Origin of the sequence: Aquirhabdus parva (assembly GCF_003351745.1) — a bacterium.
In the GTDB taxonomy this organism is placed as follows: domain Bacteria; phylum Pseudomonadota; class Gammaproteobacteria; order Pseudomonadales; family Moraxellaceae; genus Aquirhabdus; species Aquirhabdus parva.
This window is the reverse complement of the sequence record NZ_CP031222.1, coordinates 3,594,369-3,615,024: the sequence shown is the minus strand read 5'-3', so window position 1 is coordinate 3,615,024 and position 20,656 is coordinate 3,594,369. Positions and strand designations below refer to the sequence as shown.

The following is a 20,656-nucleotide window of genomic DNA, read 5'->3' as shown; positions in this document are numbered from 1 at the left end:
TGAAATTAACTAACCAATTTTAATCAAAATAATCTGCTATTGTAATGCAAATGTTCATAATCAGCAAATAATAGCCCAAATGGCATAGATCATCTGCTTATCCATAAATTAAAAAAAATTTATATTTTTGATATTTAAGTATGATGAATATGTATTAGGCCATGAGCGTAGTGAAGCTATTGATATAGGCAGTCTTAGATATACTGCTTGTTTTGTGTGGCTTTTAGGTCGTGTAAGTATGGATTGTCACTCCACCATGGCTCAATGGGTTCATAAAATAAGCTTAAGCAAAAATGGACGAAATCTGAAAAAAGGGCGTATAAGTTTCTTCACTCGACAAACTTTTTAATAGCTTCAAGTGAAAGCATTCATGGTGCTCTCCAAGCATAGGGCGGGTATGTTAGACTTGCGTATTTATAGCTACGATGAATCAGAGGTTCTGTGAGAAAAGTTTTTGATCAAGCGGCTATATATGCGGTTTTGGCAAGAATCGCCAGTCTAGGTGTTGGCTTTGGTACGTTACTTCTGATTACTCGTTACTTAAGCGATATTGAACGAGGGTTCTATCTTACGTTTTACAGTATTATCGCATTGCAGGTTTTCTTTGAGATGGGGTTTGGCTCGATTCTGATACAGTATGCAGGCCATGAATTTGCTCATCTAAACTGGAGTAAATTAAATTATATAGAAGGTACTATTCATCATCGTAATCGTTATTATTCACTGATTAAGCTGTCTGTGAAATGGTATGCAGTGATAGCATTCTTATTTACCATAGTATTGATTCCTGTAGGTCTTGTTTTTTTTAACCATCATCAGGATGCACAGCCTGCACACTGGCGCATGGTTTGGATAGTATTAGTCGTTATTACGGCATTAAATCTTTATCTCAGCCCCTTTCTATCTTTGTTGGAAGGGGCCGGTAAAGTTGCCAGTGTGGCTCGGATGCGTTTGCTTCAGGCATTGACAGGTGCATTTCTGGGTTGGTCTGCAATGATTACTGGCCTAGGATTGTGGGCTGCACCGGCGATTACATTTGGAACGTTCTTGGTATCGTTAATTTGGCTGATTATGCATTTTCGACAAGTGTTGAGGACGGCTATATATACCGTAATTGATCGGCTAGATCATCAAATTTCTTGGTCACGAGAAATTTTTCCTATGCAGTGGCGTATCGCTCTCAGTTGGATGAGTGGATATTTGATCTATCAACTGTTTAACCCGATAGTCTTTTATCAGTTGGGCGCTAAAATGGCCGGAAAAATGGGTCTCAGTATGGCAATGGTCAGTGCCCTTGGGACATTAGCCGCGAGTTGGTATGCCACTCGGATACCAGCAGTTGCGAATCTTATCGCCACACAGCAGGTAAATGCGGCAGTACATCTATTTAAACGCACTACAGTAATTACAACGCTATTTTTGATTATGATGGCCCTAATTGTTTTTGGCTTTTATAAAGGGCTGGTGTCTATTTACCCAACTATTGCGGATAAATTTTTGAGCATGGATGCTCTGTGCATTTTGATGGTCGCAATCACGGCTAACCACATTATTTCCTGTCAGGCAGCTTTTGCGCGTACATTTAAGGAAGAGCCTTATTTGTATTATTCGTTAGTCATGGCGGTATTGACGCTTTTCATTGTGTTTTTTGGTGTACATTTGCTTGGCATCGTAGGCATGTTAGGTTTGTATCTGGTGTTGATGGTATTGGTGGCCTTGCCTTTTTCGACTCTGACCCTTCGTTATTTCATGAGCCAACGATTATAAAAGCTTGTAAAGGTATTTTGATGTGACAAAACTAGCAATAGCCATTCCAACCTATAACCGAGCATCTATTCTAGTTGAGAATTTGGCGCGAATGCTGCCTGCTTTGGGGCAATACGGGATAGCGATCTATGTATCAGATGATAGTCCAAATGAAGAAACTGCACGTGCACTCGCTGAACTTAGCTACCCTGACCTGCACTATCGTCAGAACACACCAGGATTGGGTCATGATCAGAACTTAATGGAGACCTTGTTATGGCCAGAAGCTGATTATGTTTGGCTTTTAGCTGATGCCCTTTATCCTGAATCTGAGCTGTTTGAAAATGTTGTGCAAGCATGGGCTACACAGCCGGATGCCATTTTTCTAAATTATGATTCATGGTTTGAACAGAATAGGTCTATTCAAGGACAGGAGGATGTAAAGGCCTTCCTATATCAGCAGGTATGGCATATGACTATGACAGGTGTTGCGATCTATGGCTTAAGGCTGAGAGAATTTTTGCGTGAGCACCGTACCCGATGCAGCTTTAAAAATTTCCCACAATTGGCATTGATTATGAATTTGCTGCGAATGCCCAATCCATCGTTGGTTTGGATCGGTGCTCGATATATCCACGTCAATAGCAGTAAGCAAGCAAGCTACTGGGCTAAGTCGGACACAAGTATTCTGACGACATTTGGTTCGGATTGGGTACGGTTGATTGATAGTTTTGATGACATCTATAGTGATGCTGAACGTGAGATCATGATTCGTTCACACTCCCGTTATCGCGGAATTTTTACAGTTCGTTATTTTTTATTCTGTCGTGCGCATGGATTATTCTCATTGATGTTTGTACGTGAGCATATGGCAATGATAAAGCGAGTAACCAGTATTCCTTATTCTTGGGTCGAATGGATTGCACGGATTCCCCCTGTTTTTCTAAGAGGCATTATACGTTTGAAGCGGATTTTGGTTTGGCGCTAATGCTTTACCTAATCCCATAGGGCGCCGCCATATGACCGATGTCTAGTCTCAAGTATCGGTCAGGTCTCTATTTCTATATAACAATGCATTCTAAAAGACTTCAGCATTTTTAAGCAACGCAGCTTTTTCATCTTTACCAGACAATAATGGTTGGTTTTCTATTGGCCAGTCAATTGCCAAATCTGGATCATTCCACATAATCGCACGTTCTGAGGAGGGAGAGTATATATTCGTAGTTTTATATACAAATTCAGCTGTCTCTGACAAGGTCAAAAAACCATGTGCAAATCCTTCAGGAATCCATAGCTGCTTACGATTTTCGGCAGATAAAATTTCACCAACCCATTTGCCAAAGGTCGGAGAGTTCTTACGAATGTCAACTGCAACATCAAACACTTCACCTTGAATAACCCGCACCAGTTTTCCTTGTGCCATCGGATTCAGTTGATAGTGCAGACCTCTGAGGACGCCACGTTGGGATTTAGAATGGTTATCTTGGATAAAGCTACGCTTGAGCCCTGTGGCCTCTTCGAAAGCCGTTTGAATGAAGCTTTCAAAGAAAAATCCACGGTCATCACCGAAGAATTTCGGCGTAAATAAGACAACTTCTGGAATCGCTAAGTGAAGGGCTTGCATCAGAATATATGCTCTTTCAATAAGTTGAGTAGATATTGACCATAACCATTTTTGGCAAGCGGTTTGGCTAGCTCAGCCAATTGTTCGCGGTTAATCCAGTTGCTGTGGAATGCAATCTCTTCTGGGCATGCGATCTTTAAGCCTTGGCGTTTTTCAACGGTTGCAATGAACTGACTGGCTTCAAGTAATGAGTCATGCGTCCCGGTATCGAGCCAAGCATGTCCACGTCCCATGAGCTCAACCGAAAGGTTACCTTGATCTAAATACAATTGATTGAGATCGGTGATCTCAAGCTCACCACGTGGCGAGGGTTTGATTTGTTTGGCAAGCTTAACCACATCTTTATCATAGAAATAAAGACCAGTGATCGCATAGTTTGATTTAGGCTGCTTTGGTTTTTCTTCTAAAGACAGTACTTTACCGGCTTTATCAAATTCAGCAACGCCATAACGCTCTGGATCATGAACGTGGTAAGCAAAGACGGTCGCACCTGATTCTTTGGCACTTGCATTTGCCAGAAGTAGTTTAAAGTCATGACCAAAGAAGATATTGTCACCGAGTACCAATGCACACTGGTCTTCACCGATAAATTCTTCACCCAAGATAAAGGCTTGCGCCAAACCATCAGGGCTGGGTTGAACGATATAGCTTAAAGAAATACCCCATTGACTTCCGTCACCCAAAAGTTGTTGATAGCGAGGAATATCTTGAGGGGTAGAGATAATCAGGATCTCACGAATACCTGCGAGCATTAAGGTGGACAGTGGGTAGTACACCATTGGCTTATCGTAGACTGGCAAAAGTTGTTTAGAGATTGCCAAGGTTGCAGGATGAAGGCGTGTACCTGAACCACCCGCTAAAATAATACCTTTACGTTTCATAGTCGTTTTACTCGAATTTGTTGAGATCTCAATATTGAGTTATCGGTTGTTACACATCATAAAATAATCCATCCCAATCACAAATTATGATTGAACAAGTTCATGGATCAAACGTTGTACATGATATTGCCAGTTGGGTAGTTTGATGCCCAATAAGTTTTGTAGTTTTTGAGTTTGTAGCCGTGAGTTGTGTGGGCGTGCAGCCGGTACGGGATAGGCCGATGCGGGGATCGGATGCACCTCTGTTGGTGTTGTTTTCAGTGAGCGTCCCAATTTAATAGCTTCTGCTATAACGAATTGTGCATAGCCATGCCAACTGGTCTCACCAGAGGCGACCAAATGGTAGATGCCGGAGGCTTTCTCCGCCAATGCCGCATCATGGTGCAGACGATAAATCGCCAGTGCTGTGACATCCGCAATGAGTTCAGCACTGGTGGGAGCGCCAAATTGATCAGCCACCACATTCAGACTTTCACGTTCCGCCGCGAGCCGAAGCATGGTCTTGGCAAAATTGCCACCGCGACTAGCAAAGACCCAACTGGTTCTAAAAATGAGGTGCTTGCAACCCGAGGTTGCGATGGCAATTTCACCATCGCGCTTCGTTTGACCATAAACACTTAATGGTGCGGTTGTATCAGTTTCAACATAAGGACTTTCTTTGTGACCATCAAAGACATAGTCTGTCGAGTAGTGAATGAGTAAACCGTCTAAGCGTTTGCTTTCTTCAGCAAGGACTGCAACTGAAAGGGCATTAATCCGCTTCGCGCTGTCCACATCACTTTCCGCTTTATCAACCGCGGTATAGGCGGCGGCATTGACGATGACATGCGGTGCATATTCACGAATGAGCTCACGCAACGATTCTGGATCATCCAAATTAGCAACTGAACGATCATAAGCACGTAGCTCTCCAAGTGGGCTTAAGGCGCGTTGAAGCTCCCAGCCGACCTGCCCATTTTTACCCAGTAAAAGGATTTTCAAGATAGTGGCACTCATGCTTGGTATTGCTGACTAACCCAGTCACGATATGCACCACTGGTGACATTGCTCACCCATGCTTGATTGGCGAGATACCATTCAACCGTTTTACGAATACCTGTTTCAAAGGTCTCCGCCGGTTTCCAGCCGAGTTCACGCTCAAGTTTGGTGGCATCTATGGCATAGCGACGATCATGTCCCGCACGGTCTTTGACAAAGACGATTTGGGTTTTATAAGGTTGGCCATCTGCGCGAGGCTTTAATTCATCTAGGATGCTGCATAAGGTATTGACGACATCTAGGTTGGCTTTTTCATTCCAGCCGCCTACGTTGTATGTTTCACCCAAGGTGCCGGCTTCTAAAACACGACGGATTGCGCTGCAGTGGTCGGTGACGTATAGCCAGTCACGAATTTGTTGTCCGTCTCCGTATATCGGTAGGTTTTTACCGCTGAGTGCGTTTAAGATGCACAATGGAATCAGTTTTTCAGGGAAGTGATATGGACCATAATTGTTTGAACAGTTAGTCGTTAGTACAGGTAGACCGTAGGTATGGTGATATGCGCGAACCAAGTGATCTGATGCCGCCTTACTTGCAGAGTACGGGCTATTGGGTTCATAGCGGTTGGTCTCGCTGAATGCTGGATCAGTTTTACTTAAGGATCCGTAGACTTCATCCGTGGAGACATGCAGGAAGCGGAATTCTGCTTTAGGCTTTTCATCAAGCGCAGACCAATACGTACGCACAGTTTCAAGCAGTTTGAAGGTGCCGACAATATTGGTTTGGATAAATTCTTCAGGACCAGTAATGGAGCGATCAACATGGCTTTCTGCTGCAAAATTGAGGACGGCTCTGACGTCATGCTTGGAGAGTAATTCGCTAATGATGTCCGTATCTGCGATATCTGCTTGCACAAAAAGATGCTGTGGGTTGGATGCCACCGAGGCTAAATTTGCAAGATTCCCTGCATAGGTTAATTTGTCCAAGCTGATTACGAGCTCATCGTGATGAGCAATCCAATCCAAAACAAAGTTACTGCCAATAAAGCCTGCTGCGCCTGTTACCAAAATTGCCATAATGAACGTCCACTATATTTAATAGCTATTGATTTCTTAAATACGATTAAAAATTGCTGCAATCATTAAACTTAATTGACCGATATGTGTTTGTCGATAAATTCCGAGTCTGATTAATAAGTAAATTTTTTTGAAGAGCAGAGCCTTACGAGCCTCTTTATAATTCTCAAGAATTTGAAAGTTACTAGGGGTTAAATATATTTTAATATCTGATAATGCAGCAATATTCTGATCAGTATTACTCTTAAATTTGCCAAAAAATATACGCTTTAGTCGATTGAAATTTTCACGGATGCCACTTTTTGAGCCTATGAGATTGTTTGAGTGTTGTCGATATAGTAATGACGGCTGCTGGTCATAAATAACTTCGCCACCACTCGCAGTTGCAACAAGGTAAAGCCACCAATCGTGAAAATGTATTGTTGAGTTACTATGCCCGGCCACGATTATTGATCGAAGATTTTCATTGAAGACCATTGTATTACCTCCAGCAATATTTTGCACAAGTGCATTTTTGAATGATGGTGGTTTTGTATACAAAGGAGAAAGTCCTAAGTCTTCATGATTTTCATTAATGAGTTTTGTGCGGCTAGAATAAAGTAAGGGTATATTGTTATCCAATTTGGCCAAATTATTGACTGCTCGAGCCAATTTATCCTCTAACCAAATATCATCTTGATCAGAATAAGCATAATAGTTTGCTTGAATAGTAGAGTCCGATGTAATGGACAGGAAATTTTGTGCAAAGCCTTGACGAGGACCATGGGAAATAATCAGTTTTTCTCTTCCATACAGTCCCTGCCACTTAGTCTTGTAACTGTTTAAAATGTCAAAGGTAGCATCTTTTGAACCATCGTCAGAAATATAAAGAGTCCAGTTTTTAAAAGATTGTTTTTCAAAAGACTGAAGCTGTTCCTCAAGATATTTTTCCCCATTGTAAGTACACATCAAAATAGCGATGCTTGAAGTTTCATAATCTGAATCGAACATTATTCATATATCTCTAAAAACTGAGTGATTTCATATGCATGGGCAAAGCTTTAGTATAGCGTTAATAGCTATTTTGCGGCTCTGCACCAATGAGCGCTTGTAGCTCTGCAGTGCGTGCTGTCATGATGGCCTGTGCATCAGGACCACGTGCTTCAACATTGAGTCGCAATAACGGCTCGGTATTTGAGGTGCGCAGGTTAAAGCGCCAATCTGCAAAAGACAAGCTTAAGCCATCAGTTTTATCCAATTCAGGATTGCCCGTGCTGTAGTGCTGTAGGATTTTGTCAATGATCGCCGCACTATTATCAACGCGGAAGTTGATTTCACCGCTACATGGATAAGCCGCCATCCGCTCTTTTACCAGTGTGGACAGACCTTTACCAGTATTGCTGACGAGGTTAACGGCTAAAAGCCATGGAATCATGCCGCTGTCACAATAAGCGAAATCACGGAAATAGTGATGTGCACTCATTTCTCCACCGTAGATGGCATTTTCTTTGCGCATCCGCTCTTTAATAAAGGCATGACCCGTTTTGCACTGGATGGCTTCGCCTCCGGACTGCTGAGCGATATCGATAGTATTCCAAGTCAGACGAGGATCATGGATAATTTTCTCACCAGGATTTTTGAGTAGGAAGGCCTGAGCCAATAAACCTACGATATAATATCCCTCAATAAACACGCCGTGCTCATCAAACAAGAAACAACGATCGAAGTCACCATCCCAAGCGACACCAAAGTCGGCATGATGGGTTTTCACGGCCTCAATCGTGGCCGCACGATTTTCCAGCAGGATCGGGTTAGGAATGCCATTGGGGAAGCTGCCATCGGCTTCATGGTGAATTTTAATGAACGAAATTGGGATGTTGAGGATAGCAAAACGGCTTTCTAAAGCGTCAATCACATGACCTGCCGCTCCGTTACCCGCGTTGACTACAATTTTAAGCGGTTTAATGTTGGGAATATCGAGATAGGTGAGTAGGTGGGTGACGTAGTCTTCTAAAATAGACACTTCAGTGAGTGTCCCTTTGTGAGTAATCGGTGTGAACGCTTCGGTTTCAGCCAATGCCTTAATGTCGAGCAGGCCAGTATCACCACTAATCGGCTGGGCATTTTTCTTGACCAGTTTCATGCCGTTATAATCCATGGGATTATGGCTGGCAGTGACTTCGATGCCGCCATCGACATCTAGATGAAATGAAGCGAAGTAGACTTCTTCAGTTCCGGTCATCCCAATATCAATGACATCGACGCCGCTGTCCATAAGGCCTTGCGCAATCGCCATCTTCAGTGTGTGACTGGTAGGGCGGATATCTGCGCCGACCACAATTTTTTTTGGCTGTAATAGTTGTCCATAAGCGCGACCGATATTATAGGCAATAGATTCATTTAGTTCAGTGCCCAGTTTGCCTCGAATATCGTAGGCTTTAAAACAAGTCAGCTTCATAATTCGTGCTCAGTTATAAATTTCGAGTAGGATAATGAAAAACGACAGTTATTTTCGTCGTAAATTGGTTGTGTGGAGTATGCCATAGCAGATATCAAAGATCATCTGCTTATGCCATTAATGGCATGTTGTTGGGGATATATGGCGCAAATTTTTGATGCGCCATATCTATTTTAAGAAAATAAAAATGTGAACGAGTTAACTTAATAGTTTGCGCATGGCTTCCGGCACGCCCGCTGCAAAAGCTTCAGTGCGGCTCATCCAGCGCGTTGGTGTGAAAATCTGTTCAAGGTGTTCTTTTTGAGCCTTATGTACAACGACATGAATCGCCTGCAATTCCCAATGAAAGTGCGTAAAGGTATGGCGGATTTGTTTGCCTTTTTCGCTGTTTTTTAAATTTAAAGTCACCAGTTGATCCGCTAGGCTGCTGTCCACGTCATCAATGATGGGTAGGCACCATAGACCGCCCCAAAGCCCTTCAGGCGGTCGTTGTTGCCAGAGTAGTTGGTGATGGTCTTCGAGTAGCAGCACATTGGCGTGGCGAGTGGGCATCGTTTTGCGTGCTGGTTTCTCCGGCAGGGTGAGTACACGATTGTGCTGAAATGCCGTGCAATCACTTTGCATCGGGCAGTACAGACAGAGTGGTTTTTTGGGCGTGCAGATGGTTGCCCCTAAATCCATGATCGCCTGATTGTAGTCATGGGTGCGATCTTGTGGGGTAAAATCGGCAGCGATTTGCCAGATATTTTTGAGGAATGCTGAGCTTGTGCTGTCGCCCTCAAGCGCCAAATAGCGGCTGAGTACGCGTTTGACGTTGCCGTCCATAATCACGCCGTACTTGCGCAGGCCTAAAGACATCAACGCACCTGCGGTTGAGGGACCAATTCCTGGTAATTCTATCCATTGTTCAAGCGTTTGGGGAAACGTGCCCTGCGCCGCCACGATTCCGGCTGCTTTGTGCAGGTTTCTGGCGCGGGCATAGTAGCCCAGCCCCGCCCAGTAAGGCGCAACGTCATTCCAGTCGGCTTGGCCTAAATCCGCCACTGTGGGAAAGCGCTGCATAAAGCGCTCAAAGTAGGTCAGTACGGTTTTGACTTGAGTCTGCTGCAGCATAATTTCGGAAACCCAGACTTTGTAGGGATCATCCACGACCTGCCACGGGAGGTCATGGCGACCGTGCTGATCAAACCAGGTCAGTAATTGCTGAGAAAAATGCTGAGCCGTCTGTTCACCTTGGATCTTTTGCGCTGTTGCTGTTTTTACAATCATCAAACGTTAATCATCGTGTTAAAAGTGTCAGTAATGTCATGCAACCATAGCCCTTGAGCCGCTTAAAGGCTATAGTTCACTCTAATTATTTTGTGTGATCTGGATTGCTGTCATGAATAGCCTAACGAACCCTCCATCGAAGTCTATCCCTTCTGCTCACGATATCGAAGCTCAGGATTTAACACGTATTTTACCTGCTTCGCGCAAGGTTTACATCCAAGGTTCAACGCCAGACATCCAAGTGCCCATGCGTGAAATTAGTCTGACAGATACGCCGACTGGTCTCGGCGGTGAGAAAAATCCACCTGTGCTGGTCTATGATACCTCAGGTGTGTATAGCGATCCGAATGTTGCGATTGATTTGACCAAAGGTTTACCTGATCTACGTAGCCAATGGATCGAAGCCCGTCAAGATACTGAAAAATTGGAAGGTTTATCTTCTGAGTTTGGTCGTCAGCGTGCCCGTGATATCGCTACGGCGGAGCTGCGCTTTGCCCATATTCAAAATCCACGCCGGGCTAAAGCGGGTAAAAATGTTAGTCAGATGCACTATGCCAAGCAAGGCATCATCACACCTGAGATGGAGTTCATCGCGATTCGTGAGAATCAGCGTCAATATGAAGGCACCGATACGCGTCAGCACGCGGGGCATAACTTCGGCGCTAATCTCCCACGCGAGATTACCCCTGAATTTGTACGCAGCGAAGTTGCGGCGGGCCGTGCGATTATTCCTGCCAATATCAATCATCCTGAACTTGAGCCGATGATCATTGGGCGCAATTTCTTGGTCAAGATTAACGCCAACATTGGTAACAGTGCATTGGGTTCATCGATTGATGAGGAAGTGGCTAAAATGACGTGGTCGACCCGTTGGGGTGCTGACACGATCATGGATTTGTCTACTGGCAAACACATTCATGAGACCCGCGAATGGATTATCCGTAATTCGCCAGTGCCGATTGGTACCGTACCGATCTATCAGGCGCTTGAAAAAGTTGATGGCGTTGCCGAAGATCTGACCTGGGAAATTTTTCGTGACACCCTGATTGAGCAAGCCGAGCAAGGTGTGGATTATTTTACCATCCATGCGGGTGTATTACTGCGTTATGTTCCTCTGACCGCACAGCGTTTAACCGGGATCGTGTCCCGTGGTGGGTCGATCATGGCGCAGTGGTGTTTGGCGCATCATCAGGAGAACTTCCTTTATACCCATTTCGAAGACATCTGCGAAATCATGAAGGCCTATGATGTGTCTTTCAGTCTCGGCGATGGTTTGCGTCCAGGCTGTATTCAAGATGCCAATGATGAAGCGCAATTCGGCGAACTACGCACTTTGGGTGAGCTGACCCAGATTGCGTGGAAGCATGATGTCCAAGTCATGATCGAAGGACCGGGCCATGTGCCGATGCATATGATTAAGGAAAATATGGATCTGCAACTGGAAGTCTGCGGTGAAGCGCCATTCTATACCTTGGGGCCGCTGACCACAGATATCGCACCGGGTTATGACCACATCACCAGTGCGATTGGCGCGGCAATGATTGGTTGGTACGGCACGGCGATGCTGTGTTACGTGACCCCAAAGGAACATTTGGGTCTACCGAACAAGAAAGACGTGAAAGACGGCATCATCACCTACAAGATCGCAGCACATGCAGCGGATTTGGCCAAAGGTCATCCGGGTGCACAAGTGCGTGATAACGCCTTATCTAAAGCCCGCTTTGAATTCCGCTGGGATGATCAGTTCAATCTGGCACTTGATCCAGACACGGCGCGTGAGTATCACGATGAGACCTTGCCGAAAGATGCGCATAAATCCGCTCACTTCTGCTCGATGTGTGGTCCGAAGTTCTGTTCGATGAAAATCACTCAGAACGTGCGTGACTATGCGGCGAAGCAAGGACTGAGTGAGCAAGAGGCTGTAGAGGTCGGCATGAAAGAAATGTCAGATGTCTACCATGAACAAGGTAGCCAGTTGTATAAAGAAGTTTAAGTATTTGTTATTGAGCTTGTTTGTTACTTTAGAATCGCATGACAGATTGTTATGCGATTTTTTTATTATTAAAAATAAATTTTAACCATAGTCATTTATAACATTAGGATACTTTGATGAAATCTCTACCTGTAGTCCTGTTGTCCATCCTATCGACTGCTTGTGCCGTGCATGCCACATCCGCTCAGCCTCAGGATGCCGTGACTGTTAATGCACCATCTATTAATCCTGAGAGCTTGAAAAACTTAGCTCCCTTTCCTAAAGCCCAAGCCGGCTTTCAGCGCTATGTTATTCACGTCCCTGCAACGGGTAACGATGACAACTATCAGGTCGAATTGATCGCAGGGAAAACGGCAAAAGTTGACTGTAATATCCATCGTCTAAATGGCAATATTGCTGAAAAAGATCTAAGTGGATGGGGTTATACCTATTATGAGTTTACGACCCAAGGTCAGATGAGTTCGACCATGATGGCTTGTCCTCATCAGGCCGAGACAGAGAAATTTGTCACGGGTGCCACCAAGCTTGTGCGCTATAACAGTCGTTTGCCGGTTGTGGTCTTTGTGCCCAATGGCTATGAGCTGAAATATCGCTTATGGAAAGCGCAGGAGATCGTTGCTGCACCTGTCAACTAAAGTGTAAGGATGGGCAATGTCTTGGACATAGGCATTGCTCGTCAACGTGTATGTGATGGCTAGCTTGGTCAGGCTTTCCATATAAGGAAACGGAAAAGTGTAATGTCATCCCTGATGATCATCAGAAAAGCAAAAATACTCTTAAATAATGTGAATATATTTAAATATTTAATCCAAAGCTCTGATTGAAATTTTTGATTCATCGATATTTATGATTTAATTTGACAATATTTGTTGTCAGCATGTATAACTGGCGCAATTCTTTTTCCGATCTCTCCTATTGGAGCAACACGATATGTCTAATACACGCGTACTTATCACCGGTGCAAATACCGGAATCGGCTTTGCCACGGCCAAAGTGCTGGTGCAGGGTGGGGCAGATGTGATTCTGGCCTGTCGTAATCCCGATAAAGCGGCTGAGGCGCAGGCTGAATTGCAGAAATTAGGGGGCAAGGGCACGGTCGATGTTATTCCGCTTGATCTCAATAGCCTTGATTCGGTAAAAGCCGCAGCGGAGCTGATCAATAAGCGCTACGACTCGTTGGATGTGTTGATTAATAATGCTGGGATTTTTGGTGATGCACTGCGTTTTACTGAAGATGGCTATGAGCAGCAATTTGGCGTGAACTATGTCGGGCCATTCTTGCTCACTCAACTTTTACTGCCTGCACTGAAACGTGCCAAAGCGGGGCGGATTGTGCATCTGTCTTCGATCATGCACTGGCTTGGGAATATCAAACCGGAAAGCTTTCGTATGACTTCGGGTTCTTATCGTGCTGTTGCGGCTTATGGTCAATCGAAACTGGCGAATCTACTGTTTAGTCATGCCTTAGCACGTCAATTGGTAGGGACTAGCGTAACCAGTAATGCCTTGCATCCAGGTGGGGTCGATTCTGAAATCTACCGTGATCTGCCTAAGTATCAATATGCGGTGATGCGTCACTTTTTGATCCCAACGCGGCGTCCTGCGGAGCTGATTGCGCAGATGGCTGTGGGTGTCGAGTGGGCTGGGCGTAACGGAGAATACGTTAGCGCACATATGCCGAATTGGCAATCGAGCCGTGCTAAAGATGCTGCGCTGGCAGATCAGCTTTATCAGCAGTCTTTAGAAATGGTGAAAGCTTATTTATAAAACCACACATATTACCCGGGTAATATTGAAAATTATATTCTATCCGGGTAATATGGTCCCATCATTGCTTTGATGGAAAAGATAAGATGTCAGTTGAACAGTCCAGTTATACCGTTTTTAACCATCAGCGCCGAATTGCCACGGGTGAACTCGTGCAGATTGCCAGCCAAGTACAGCACGTGATGACTACTGATCCGCAGGCGCAAATCCTTGCTTTTGCAGATGACACTGGCATACAGACTGATGTGAACTGGTTTGATGTTCCAAAGCCTCTTGAACCCAGTGCAGTCGCTCAAGTATCTGAAGCGGAGCCGCCGCGTAAGGCTGGGCGTCCTAAGCTGGGTGTAGTAGCGCGTGAGATCACGCTGCTGCCCAGACATTGGGAGTGGCTGAATCAACAATCGGGTGGCGCTTCGGTAGCGCTGCGTAAGTTAGTTGAAGATGCACGGCGTGCCAATGAAGGCAAGGATCGGATCAAACGCGCGCAAGAAGCAACGTATCGAGTGATGACCGCGATGGCGGGTAATGAAGTGGGATTTGAAGAGGCACTACGGGCATTGTATGCCGGCAATCAAGTGCAATTTAAGCAAATCGTGCAGGCTTGGCCAGTGGATATCCAGACGTACTTGAATCAATTGGCGGTCAATGTTTTTGCAGGATAGCACCTCGATAATTGAGGTGAAATCCTGATCCATGGGGGTTAAACGTTTAGCGATGCAGATAAAAATAAAGGAAAACAAAATGACAATCATTGATCCTAAAGCGCCGATATTGGTGACGGGCGCCAGCGGCTATGTGGCCGGCTGGATCGTTAAAGGCTTGCTGGAAGCGGGGCATACTGTTCATGCCACAGTACGTGATCCGAGCAAGGCCAGTAGTGTCGGACATCTGCAAAAAATTGCGGCCAATAGCCCGGGAACGCTAAAACTTTTTAAAGCAGATCTGTTGAATCAATGTGAATTTGTCGATCCCATGACGGGCTGTGAATTGGTCATCCATACCGCATCCCCTTTTATCATTACGGGATTTGTCGATGCCTATGAGGCGCTGGTTCGCCCTGCGCTGGAAGGCACGCGCAATGTACTGCGTACCGTTGAACATACACCGAGCGTAAAACGTGTCGTGTTGACCTCAAGTGTTGCCGCGACCTATGGCGATGCACAAGATGCCTTGAACGTTCCGAATGGCATTTTAATGAAAGTCATTGGAATACCACCAGTAGTGTGGATCATCAGCCTTATCTCTACTCTAAAACCATTGCTGAACGTGAAGCGTGGAAGTTACAAGCTGAGCAAAGTGAGGCGAATCGATGGGATTTGGTCTGTGTGAACCCAGCACTGGTAGTCGGTCCTGCACTGACGACTAACAGTATCTCGACCAGCATCAGTACGTTGCAGCAATTTGGTGACGGCACGATGCGTTTAGGCGCACCGAAGATGTGGAATGGTTTGGTCGATGTCCGAGATGTGGCGGATGCGCATATCCGTGCGGGATTTACGCCTGAAGCGAATGGGCGTTATATTTTGTGCGGGGAGACATTGAGTTTGTTACAAATGGGTGCTGCTCTGCGTAAGCAATTTGGGTCTAAATATCCTTTCCCTTTGTTGCCTGCACCGAAGATCGGATTTTGGGCCATTGCACCGCTGTATGGGTTTACCCGGGATTTCGTAGCGCGTAATATGAATTATAAAATTGGTTTTGATAACAGCCGTAGCCGCCGGGACCTGCATATTGAATATCGAGATGTTCGAACCGCAGTGTGCGAACACTTTCAGCAGTTGATTGATGATGGTTTGGTGAAAAAGCGCTAAGTCATCTGCACATAAAAAAAGACGAGCCATGGCTCGTCTTTTTTATGGTTCACCCACTTTATTCAGATTGTTCAACCACTAGGGCATCAATGCCGCTGTCTTGCAATTGGCGCTGGGCTTTGAGGGCTTCATTCTTACTATCAAATGGGCCTGAGACCACGCGATACCATTCAGAGCCATCATTGCTTGTGGTATGACGTACATCCGCAGGAAGACCCGCAAGGAGCACTGCTGCACGCTGTTTATCAGCTTCATCAGCAGTCTGGAAGCTATTCACTTGCAGAATGTAGTGTGCTTGCCCTGGTTTTGCGCTCGTACTTGTCGGTGCAGCATCATTGCCACTGCCCACCACGACTGGCGTCGGATCATCAGGAACCACATCCGGCACGGTTTGCGTCGGAATCGGTGTCACTTGCTGCTTGGGCAACAGATCATAAAACTGGAAATCAGCAGGCTTGCCAGAGTCTGTGGTTGCAGCAGGTGCAGAAGCCGCTGTTACTGGGGCTGCGCCACGATTAGCAGGTTGCCATGGCTGCCACAAGTAAAGCAGCGCTAAACAAGACAGTCCAAATAGAATCCCAAATATAGTCCATAACCAAGCGGGGACCAGTGGACCTTTGCTCGTCGCCGCTGTCGCGGCTGGACGTTGCGTCGCTCCTCGGGGTTTTGAGCCAAACACGAGAGTTTCCTTCTTTTGAATGGTTGAATGTAATGGGTTTTAAACAAACCGCACAGGATTATTGTGCTGTTTTTGCATAGTCGGTGTCCCGTCTTACATGGACTCTGGCGCGGATACACCGAGCAGCAGTAAACCGTTATGAATCACCTGACGCACTGACACACTCAGCAGTAGGCGCGCCTGCATCAGTTCATGATCATCACTAATCACTTTATGTTCGTTATACCAGCCATGAAACAGGGATGCCAACTCTTTTAAGTAATTGCCGAGTTGATGTGGCTCATACTGCTGTGCGGCATTATTCAGCACATCAGGATAAGCAGCCAGTTTAGCCAAGAGTTCAGCTTCAACTGTTTCAATCAGACGCCCTGCTGCTGCACGCCCTGCCGCAGGATCAAAGCTTTGACCGAGACTGGTGACCTTTTCAAGCATCCGGTGCACGCGCGCATGTGCATATTGGATGTAATACACGGCATTATCTTTACTCTGTGAAACCGCGAGGTCCAAGTCAAAGTCGATATGTTGTGCACTCTTACGCATGACGTAATAAAAGCGCGCGGCATCATTGCCGACTTCGGAGCGAAGCTCACGCAAGGTCACGAAGGAACCAGAGCGCGAAGACATCTGTACTGGCTGGCCACTGCGCCATAGGCTGACAAATTGAACGAGCAGTACGGTCAGCTTTTCAGGATCAAAGCCCAGTGCACTGATCGCCGCTTTCACCCGGGAAATATAGCCGTGGTGATCTGCACCCCAGATATCAATGATTTGATCGAAACCACGCTGAAACTTATTCAAGTGATAAGCAATATCCGCCGCAAAATAGGTGGTTAAGCCGTTTTTGCGCTGTACGACACGGTCTTTTTCATCGCCAAAGTCTGTAGAGCGGAACCAGATATTACCGTCTTTCTCATAAAGGAAGCCTTTGTTTTGTAAGGTCTCCAGTGCTTCGGTGATCTTATCTTTTAAGGTTTCTTCGCTAAACCATTGATCAAAACGGACGCCAAACTCACCAAGGTCATCTTTGATGTCGTCTAAAATTTCATTCAAGGCTTGGCTATGGAAAACGGCATAGCCTGCGTCACCCAATAAACGCTGTGCATTGGCAATCAAGCCATCGATATGCTTTTCTTTGTCTCCAGACAACACGGTTGGATTGCCTTCGGCATCATCGGGACCATAGACTACATCTTCTGGAACATCTTGAAAAACATCGCTGACAGGACGTTCAAAAATTTTACCGTCTCGATCAAGAATATGCTGGGCGATATCGAAAACGTATTCACCTTTATAGGCATTTTTCGGGAAGGTGAGCTGTTGTCCACATCGCTCTAGATAACGCAAATAGGTGCTGGTGGCCAGAATATCCATCTGACGGCCCGCATCATTGACATAATATTCACGTTGCACATCAACACCAGTGGCTTCAAGCAAACGAGCGACGGTCATGCCATAAGCGGCGCCGCGGCCATGACCTACATGCAGGGAGCTGGTCGGATTGGCAGAAACAAATTCAACTTGGACTTTCTTGCCGGCATTGCTTTTGTTCTCACCAAACACATCACCTTCATTTTTGATCTGATCCAGAATCGCAAAGCGCTGATCATCATTCAAAAAGAAGTTGATAAAACCGGGACCTGCGATCTCAACTTTGGCGATCACATCACTGCTCGGCAGGGCTGCGACTATTTTTTCCGCCAGATCCCGCGGCTTCATACCTGCTGGCTTTGCGGCAAGCATGGCGATATTGGATGCAAAATCTCCGTGGCTTCGGTCTTTGGTGCGAGAAAGACCGCTTTTGTCCTGCCAGTCAGATGGCAACAGACCTTGGGTTTGAAGGGAAGAAATAGCAACAGCAATAGCGGACTGGATGGCGGAATTCATGGTTTCGGCTTAACAATAACGGCAAAAACAAACAATATAGCAGAGCTGCGGCTGACAACAAATGGCTAGATGATGATTTTTTCCACAGTGCTCAGAATTTATACAGTCTAGACATTGCAAATTTGCAACATTCTTTAGATGTGGAAATTGGAGCATTCGGCATACTATTTGCCTATCTCTCAGTAGTCAGTTGATGGGTATGGACGTCGTTAGATCAATATCTAACATACGATATCCTTTATTTTTATAGAATTTTTATTAATTTTTTAAGTGAATCCTGCTGTGCAGGCATCTTGCGCGGTGGTGGAGTAATGGTTATGCAGAGAAGTTTATGGTGGGCAGGGCTGTTGGCAGTTGTTTTATTATCGACTACAGCGCAGGCTTATGACGTCAATGCCAATGCAAAAGCGGATGTACAGCAAGCGCTAACGACCGCACAGAAAAGCAAAAAGCCCGTCCTGCTGGTTTTTGGTGCCGATTGGTGCCCAGACTGCCGTGCACTGGATAAAGCGTTAAAAACGGGCAAAAATGCCAAGCTCATCGCCAAGTCCTTTCAATTGGTGAAGATTGATGTGGGTAACTTTGATCATAACGTGGATTTGTCGGATCGTTATGGCAGTCCGATTAAGAAAGGCATTCCCGCAGCCGTGATCCTGTCTCCGGATAATCAAGTCTTGTACACTACCAAAGCCGGTGAACTGGCCAATGCGCGAAAAATGAGTGATGACGGCATCTATGAGTTTTTTAAACAGGCTGCCAATCAAGTGACGACGCTGAAAAAATAAGGAATGAGGATAGATTGGAGTCAGGCCATCCGAACGGTTTAACTCCGAAGTTGGGTCATGCGTTGCCAGACAAAGGTCAACATAAATAACAGGGTCATGGTCAGTACGATGGTCGCACCTGTTGCGACATTCAGCCAGACGCTGCCCCATAGTCCCCCTGCGATACCGATTTGGGCAAAAATAAAAGCCCATAACACCATTTGTCGTGGTGAGCGTGCCCATAGTCGCGCGGTCAATGCAGGGATAATTAGTAATGCACCCATCAATAGTGTTCCTACCGCTTTTAACGCCAAGACGGTAAACAGGGCCAGTACCAGCATAAAGATTAATCGCTGACGGCTCGGGTGAATGCCTTCGCTGGCGGCCATATCGGGATCAATGGCAAGCCGAAGCTGAGCGCGCCAGTTCCATGCCAAGATACCGACACCGAGCAAAATCGCCACTAATAATGCTGGCAGGTCTGTCCAGTTGAGCGCGAGTAGATCACCAAACAAATAACCAATCAGTTCAGGGCGCAGCGCAGGCAGTTGATTGACCAACAGCAGCCCACTACAGAGGAGTGCGGATGAGCAGAGTGCGAGCAGAGCATCCATAGGCAGTCTGCGATCTTGAAAACCCCACAGAATCAGCACTAAAAGTCCGGAGACGGACAGAACGCCGACCCAAAAGGGTAGCGCCAGTAATCCTGCAATGGCAACACCCAACAAGGTGCCATGAGCAAGGGTATCTGCAAAGAACGCCATTCTCCGCCATAGCATGAGACAGCCCAATGGCGCGGTCAGCAAAACCAACAGTGCACCCATACTCCAGGCCGGAGCGAGTAGATTGATATAATCCATTAGTGTTGACTCTCATGCTGAGTTTTTTTTGGCGCTTGTCTTAAGTCGATTTCAATCAGGTCAGCAGAGACTTCCGGGTGTAGATGCGGCTGGACGGGGATATGATCATGGCGTTCGTGATGTAGGTCTTCATGGCGGCAATGGTCATGATGATGCTCATAGGGAACACGCTCGGTACCAAAAATTGCTTGATAGGCCGGATCTTTTAGGACATTTGCCGGTGTACCACTACAACAGATATGGTGATTGAGGCAGATTACCCGTTGCGTGCCTTGCATCACCCATTGTAAATCATGAGACACCATGAGAATGGCGCAACCATAGCGCTCCGGCAGGGTTCGGACATAAGCATATAACTCTGCTTCGGAGTGGATGTCTAAGCCCTGCATGGGTTCGTCCAACACCAGTAAGTCTGGCTGCGTGAGTAAAGCCCGCGCTAATAGAACCCGCTGCCGTTCGCCACCAGATAAATCTTGTACATCGCGATCCAGTAAGGGGGTCGCACCAGTCTCCTCCAGAATCTGATGAAACAGGCTTGGGATAATCTTGGTGAGGGCGAAGAGATCCCGTACACGAAGCGGCAGGCTCTTGGACAAGTGAAAGCGTTGGGGCACGTAGCCGATCTTGAGATTCTTTTGGACGTCTCGCGAGCCACTGGATAGCTTTTGCAGCCCCAAAACGACTTTGACCAAGGTGGATTTTCCAGCACCGTTGGGGCCAATCAGACTGACAATTTCCCGAGGCAGCAAGGTCAGTGAGACTTGATTTAAGGCAGACTTCTGGTCGAATTTCACAGATGCATTGTGAATCACCACCAACGGTGGACTGCTTGATGGCATTGCTTGTTTATCCAGAAGGGCGCTGCTCATAAGTGCGCCTTAGGTATT

The 20,656-nt window shown here is 46.0% G+C and carries 18 protein-coding genes and 1 pseudogene; 8 read left to right on the top strand and 11 right to left on the bottom strand.

Annotation, left to right across the window (positions count from 1 at the left end; translation table 11 throughout):
• Nucleotides 1–441 precede the first annotated feature (441 nt).
• Both HYN46_RS16340 and HYN46_RS16335 read left to right on the top strand, forming a co-directional pair.
• The gene (locus HYN46_RS16340) at nucleotides 442–1,767 is read left to right on the top strand and encodes a lipopolysaccharide biosynthesis protein (RefSeq protein ID WP_114900373.1); all 1,326 of its coding nucleotides are present in this window, start codon (nucleotides 442–444) and stop codon (nucleotides 1,765–1,767) included.
• Nucleotides 1,768–1,789: 22 nt separating this feature from the next.
• Nucleotides 1,790–2,734 carry a glycosyltransferase family 2 protein gene (locus HYN46_RS16335; RefSeq protein ID WP_114900372.1) on the top strand — a complete coding sequence of 315 codons (945 nt, stop codon included), beginning with the start codon at nucleotides 1,790–1,792 and terminating at the stop codon, nucleotides 2,732–2,734.
• A gap of 90 nt (nucleotides 2,735–2,824) precedes the next feature.
• On the opposite strand, the gene rfbC is transcribed toward HYN46_RS16335, so the two are convergent.
• From rfbC to mutY, 7 genes are all read right to left on the bottom strand, one after another.
• Nucleotides 2,825–3,370 (bottom strand): dTDP-4-dehydrorhamnose 3,5-epimerase, encoded by a 546-nt coding sequence (gene rfbC, locus HYN46_RS16330; protein WP_114900371.1) that lies wholly within the window; start codon nucleotides 3,368–3,370, stop codon nucleotides 2,825–2,827.
• Complete coding sequence (gene rfbA, locus HYN46_RS16325; RefSeq protein WP_114900370.1) at nucleotides 3,370–4,251, bottom strand: glucose-1-phosphate thymidylyltransferase RfbA; 882 nt, start codon at nucleotides 4,249–4,251, stop codon at nucleotides 3,370–3,372. Before rfbA ends, rfbC begins: the two co-directional genes overlap by 1 nt.
• Before the next feature lie 84 nt (nucleotides 4,252–4,335).
• Nucleotides 4,336–5,232 (bottom strand): dTDP-4-dehydrorhamnose reductase, encoded by an 897-nt coding sequence (rfbD, locus tag HYN46_RS16320; RefSeq protein ID WP_228254952.1) that lies wholly within the window; start codon nucleotides 5,230–5,232, stop codon nucleotides 4,336–4,338.
• A gap of 11 nt (nucleotides 5,233–5,243) precedes the next feature.
• Nucleotides 5,244–6,305, bottom strand: a complete 1,062-nt coding sequence (gene rfbB, locus HYN46_RS16315) for a dTDP-glucose 4,6-dehydratase (RefSeq protein WP_114900369.1) — start codon at nucleotides 6,303–6,305, stop codon at nucleotides 5,244–5,246.
• 36 nt (nucleotides 6,306–6,341) lie between these two features.
• Nucleotides 6,342–7,295 carry a glycosyltransferase family 2 protein gene (locus HYN46_RS16310; protein WP_114900368.1) on the bottom strand — a complete coding sequence of 318 codons (954 nt, stop codon included), beginning with the start codon at nucleotides 7,293–7,295 and terminating at the stop codon, nucleotides 6,342–6,344.
• Nucleotides 7,296–7,356: 61 nt separating this feature from the next.
• Entirely contained in the window at nucleotides 7,357–8,745 is a 1,389-nt protein-coding gene (locus HYN46_RS16305) for a phosphohexomutase domain-containing protein (RefSeq protein WP_114900367.1), read from the bottom strand.
• A 195-nt stretch (nucleotides 8,746–8,940) separates the two neighbouring features.
• Complete coding sequence (gene mutY / locus HYN46_RS16300; protein WP_114900366.1) at nucleotides 8,941–10,011, bottom strand: A/G-specific adenine glycosylase; 1,071 nt, start codon at nucleotides 10,009–10,011, stop codon at nucleotides 8,941–8,943.
• Nucleotides 10,012–10,123: 112 nt separating this feature from the next.
• On the opposite strand from mutY, the gene thiC reads away from it, so the two are divergent.
• The 5 genes and pseudogenes from thiC (at nucleotide 10,124) to HYN46_RS16275 (ending at nucleotide 15,582) form a co-directional block, all read left to right on the top strand.
• Nucleotides 10,124–12,004, top strand: a complete 1,881-nt coding sequence (gene thiC, locus HYN46_RS16295; protein ID WP_114900365.1) for a phosphomethylpyrimidine synthase ThiC — start codon at nucleotides 10,124–10,126, stop codon at nucleotides 12,002–12,004.
• Between the two features lie 116 nt (nucleotides 12,005–12,120).
• The gene (eco, locus tag HYN46_RS16290) at nucleotides 12,121–12,639 is read left to right on the top strand and encodes a serine protease inhibitor ecotin (RefSeq protein WP_114900364.1); all 519 of its coding nucleotides are present in this window, start codon (nucleotides 12,121–12,123) and stop codon (nucleotides 12,637–12,639) included.
• 295 nt (nucleotides 12,640–12,934) lie between these two features.
• Nucleotides 12,935–13,771, top strand: a complete 837-nt coding sequence (locus HYN46_RS16285; protein ID WP_114900363.1) for an SDR family NAD(P)-dependent oxidoreductase — start codon at nucleotides 12,935–12,937, stop codon at nucleotides 13,769–13,771.
• Nucleotides 13,772–13,857: 86 nt separating this feature from the next.
• On the top strand, nucleotides 13,858–14,433 hold the full coding sequence (locus HYN46_RS16280; protein ID WP_114900362.1) for a DUF2239 family protein: 576 nt from the start codon (nucleotides 13,858–13,860) through the stop codon (nucleotides 14,431–14,433).
• 88 nt (nucleotides 14,434–14,521) lie between these two features.
• Nucleotides 14,522–15,582, top strand: a pseudogene (locus HYN46_RS16275) (NAD-dependent epimerase/dehydratase family protein).
• 58 nt (nucleotides 15,583–15,640) lie between these two features.
• Here the strand turns inward: HYN46_RS16275 and HYN46_RS16270 are convergent.
• Both HYN46_RS16270 and argS read right to left on the bottom strand, forming a co-directional pair.
• Entirely contained in the window at nucleotides 15,641–16,261 is a 621-nt protein-coding gene (locus HYN46_RS16270) for an SPOR domain-containing protein (RefSeq protein ID WP_114900361.1), read from the bottom strand.
• Nucleotides 16,262–16,354: 93 nt separating this feature from the next.
• Nucleotides 16,355–18,145, bottom strand: coding sequence for an arginine--tRNA ligase (gene argS / locus HYN46_RS16265; RefSeq protein WP_114900360.1), 1,791 nt, complete (start codon nucleotides 18,143–18,145; stop codon nucleotides 16,355–16,357).
• A gap of 317 nt (nucleotides 18,146–18,462) precedes the next feature.
• Between argS and HYN46_RS16260 the strand changes: the two genes are divergently transcribed.
• Complete coding sequence (locus HYN46_RS16260; protein WP_114900359.1) at nucleotides 18,463–18,930, top strand: thioredoxin family protein; 468 nt, start codon at nucleotides 18,463–18,465, stop codon at nucleotides 18,928–18,930.
• A gap of 38 nt (nucleotides 18,931–18,968) precedes the next feature.
• Here the strand turns inward: HYN46_RS16260 and HYN46_RS16255 are convergent, their stop codons facing one another.
• A complete protein-coding gene (locus HYN46_RS16255) occupies nucleotides 18,969–19,769 on the bottom strand; it encodes a metal ABC transporter permease (protein ID WP_114900358.1) in 801 nt (266 codons plus the stop codon).
• The gene (locus tag HYN46_RS16250; RefSeq protein WP_407640762.1) at nucleotides 19,769–20,638 is read right to left on the bottom strand and encodes a metal ABC transporter ATP-binding protein; all 870 of its coding nucleotides are present in this window, start codon (nucleotides 20,636–20,638) and stop codon (nucleotides 19,769–19,771) included. The genes HYN46_RS16255 and HYN46_RS16250 overlap by 1 nt, the downstream gene beginning before the upstream one ends.
• Between the last annotated feature and the right edge of the window lie 18 nt (nucleotides 20,639–20,656).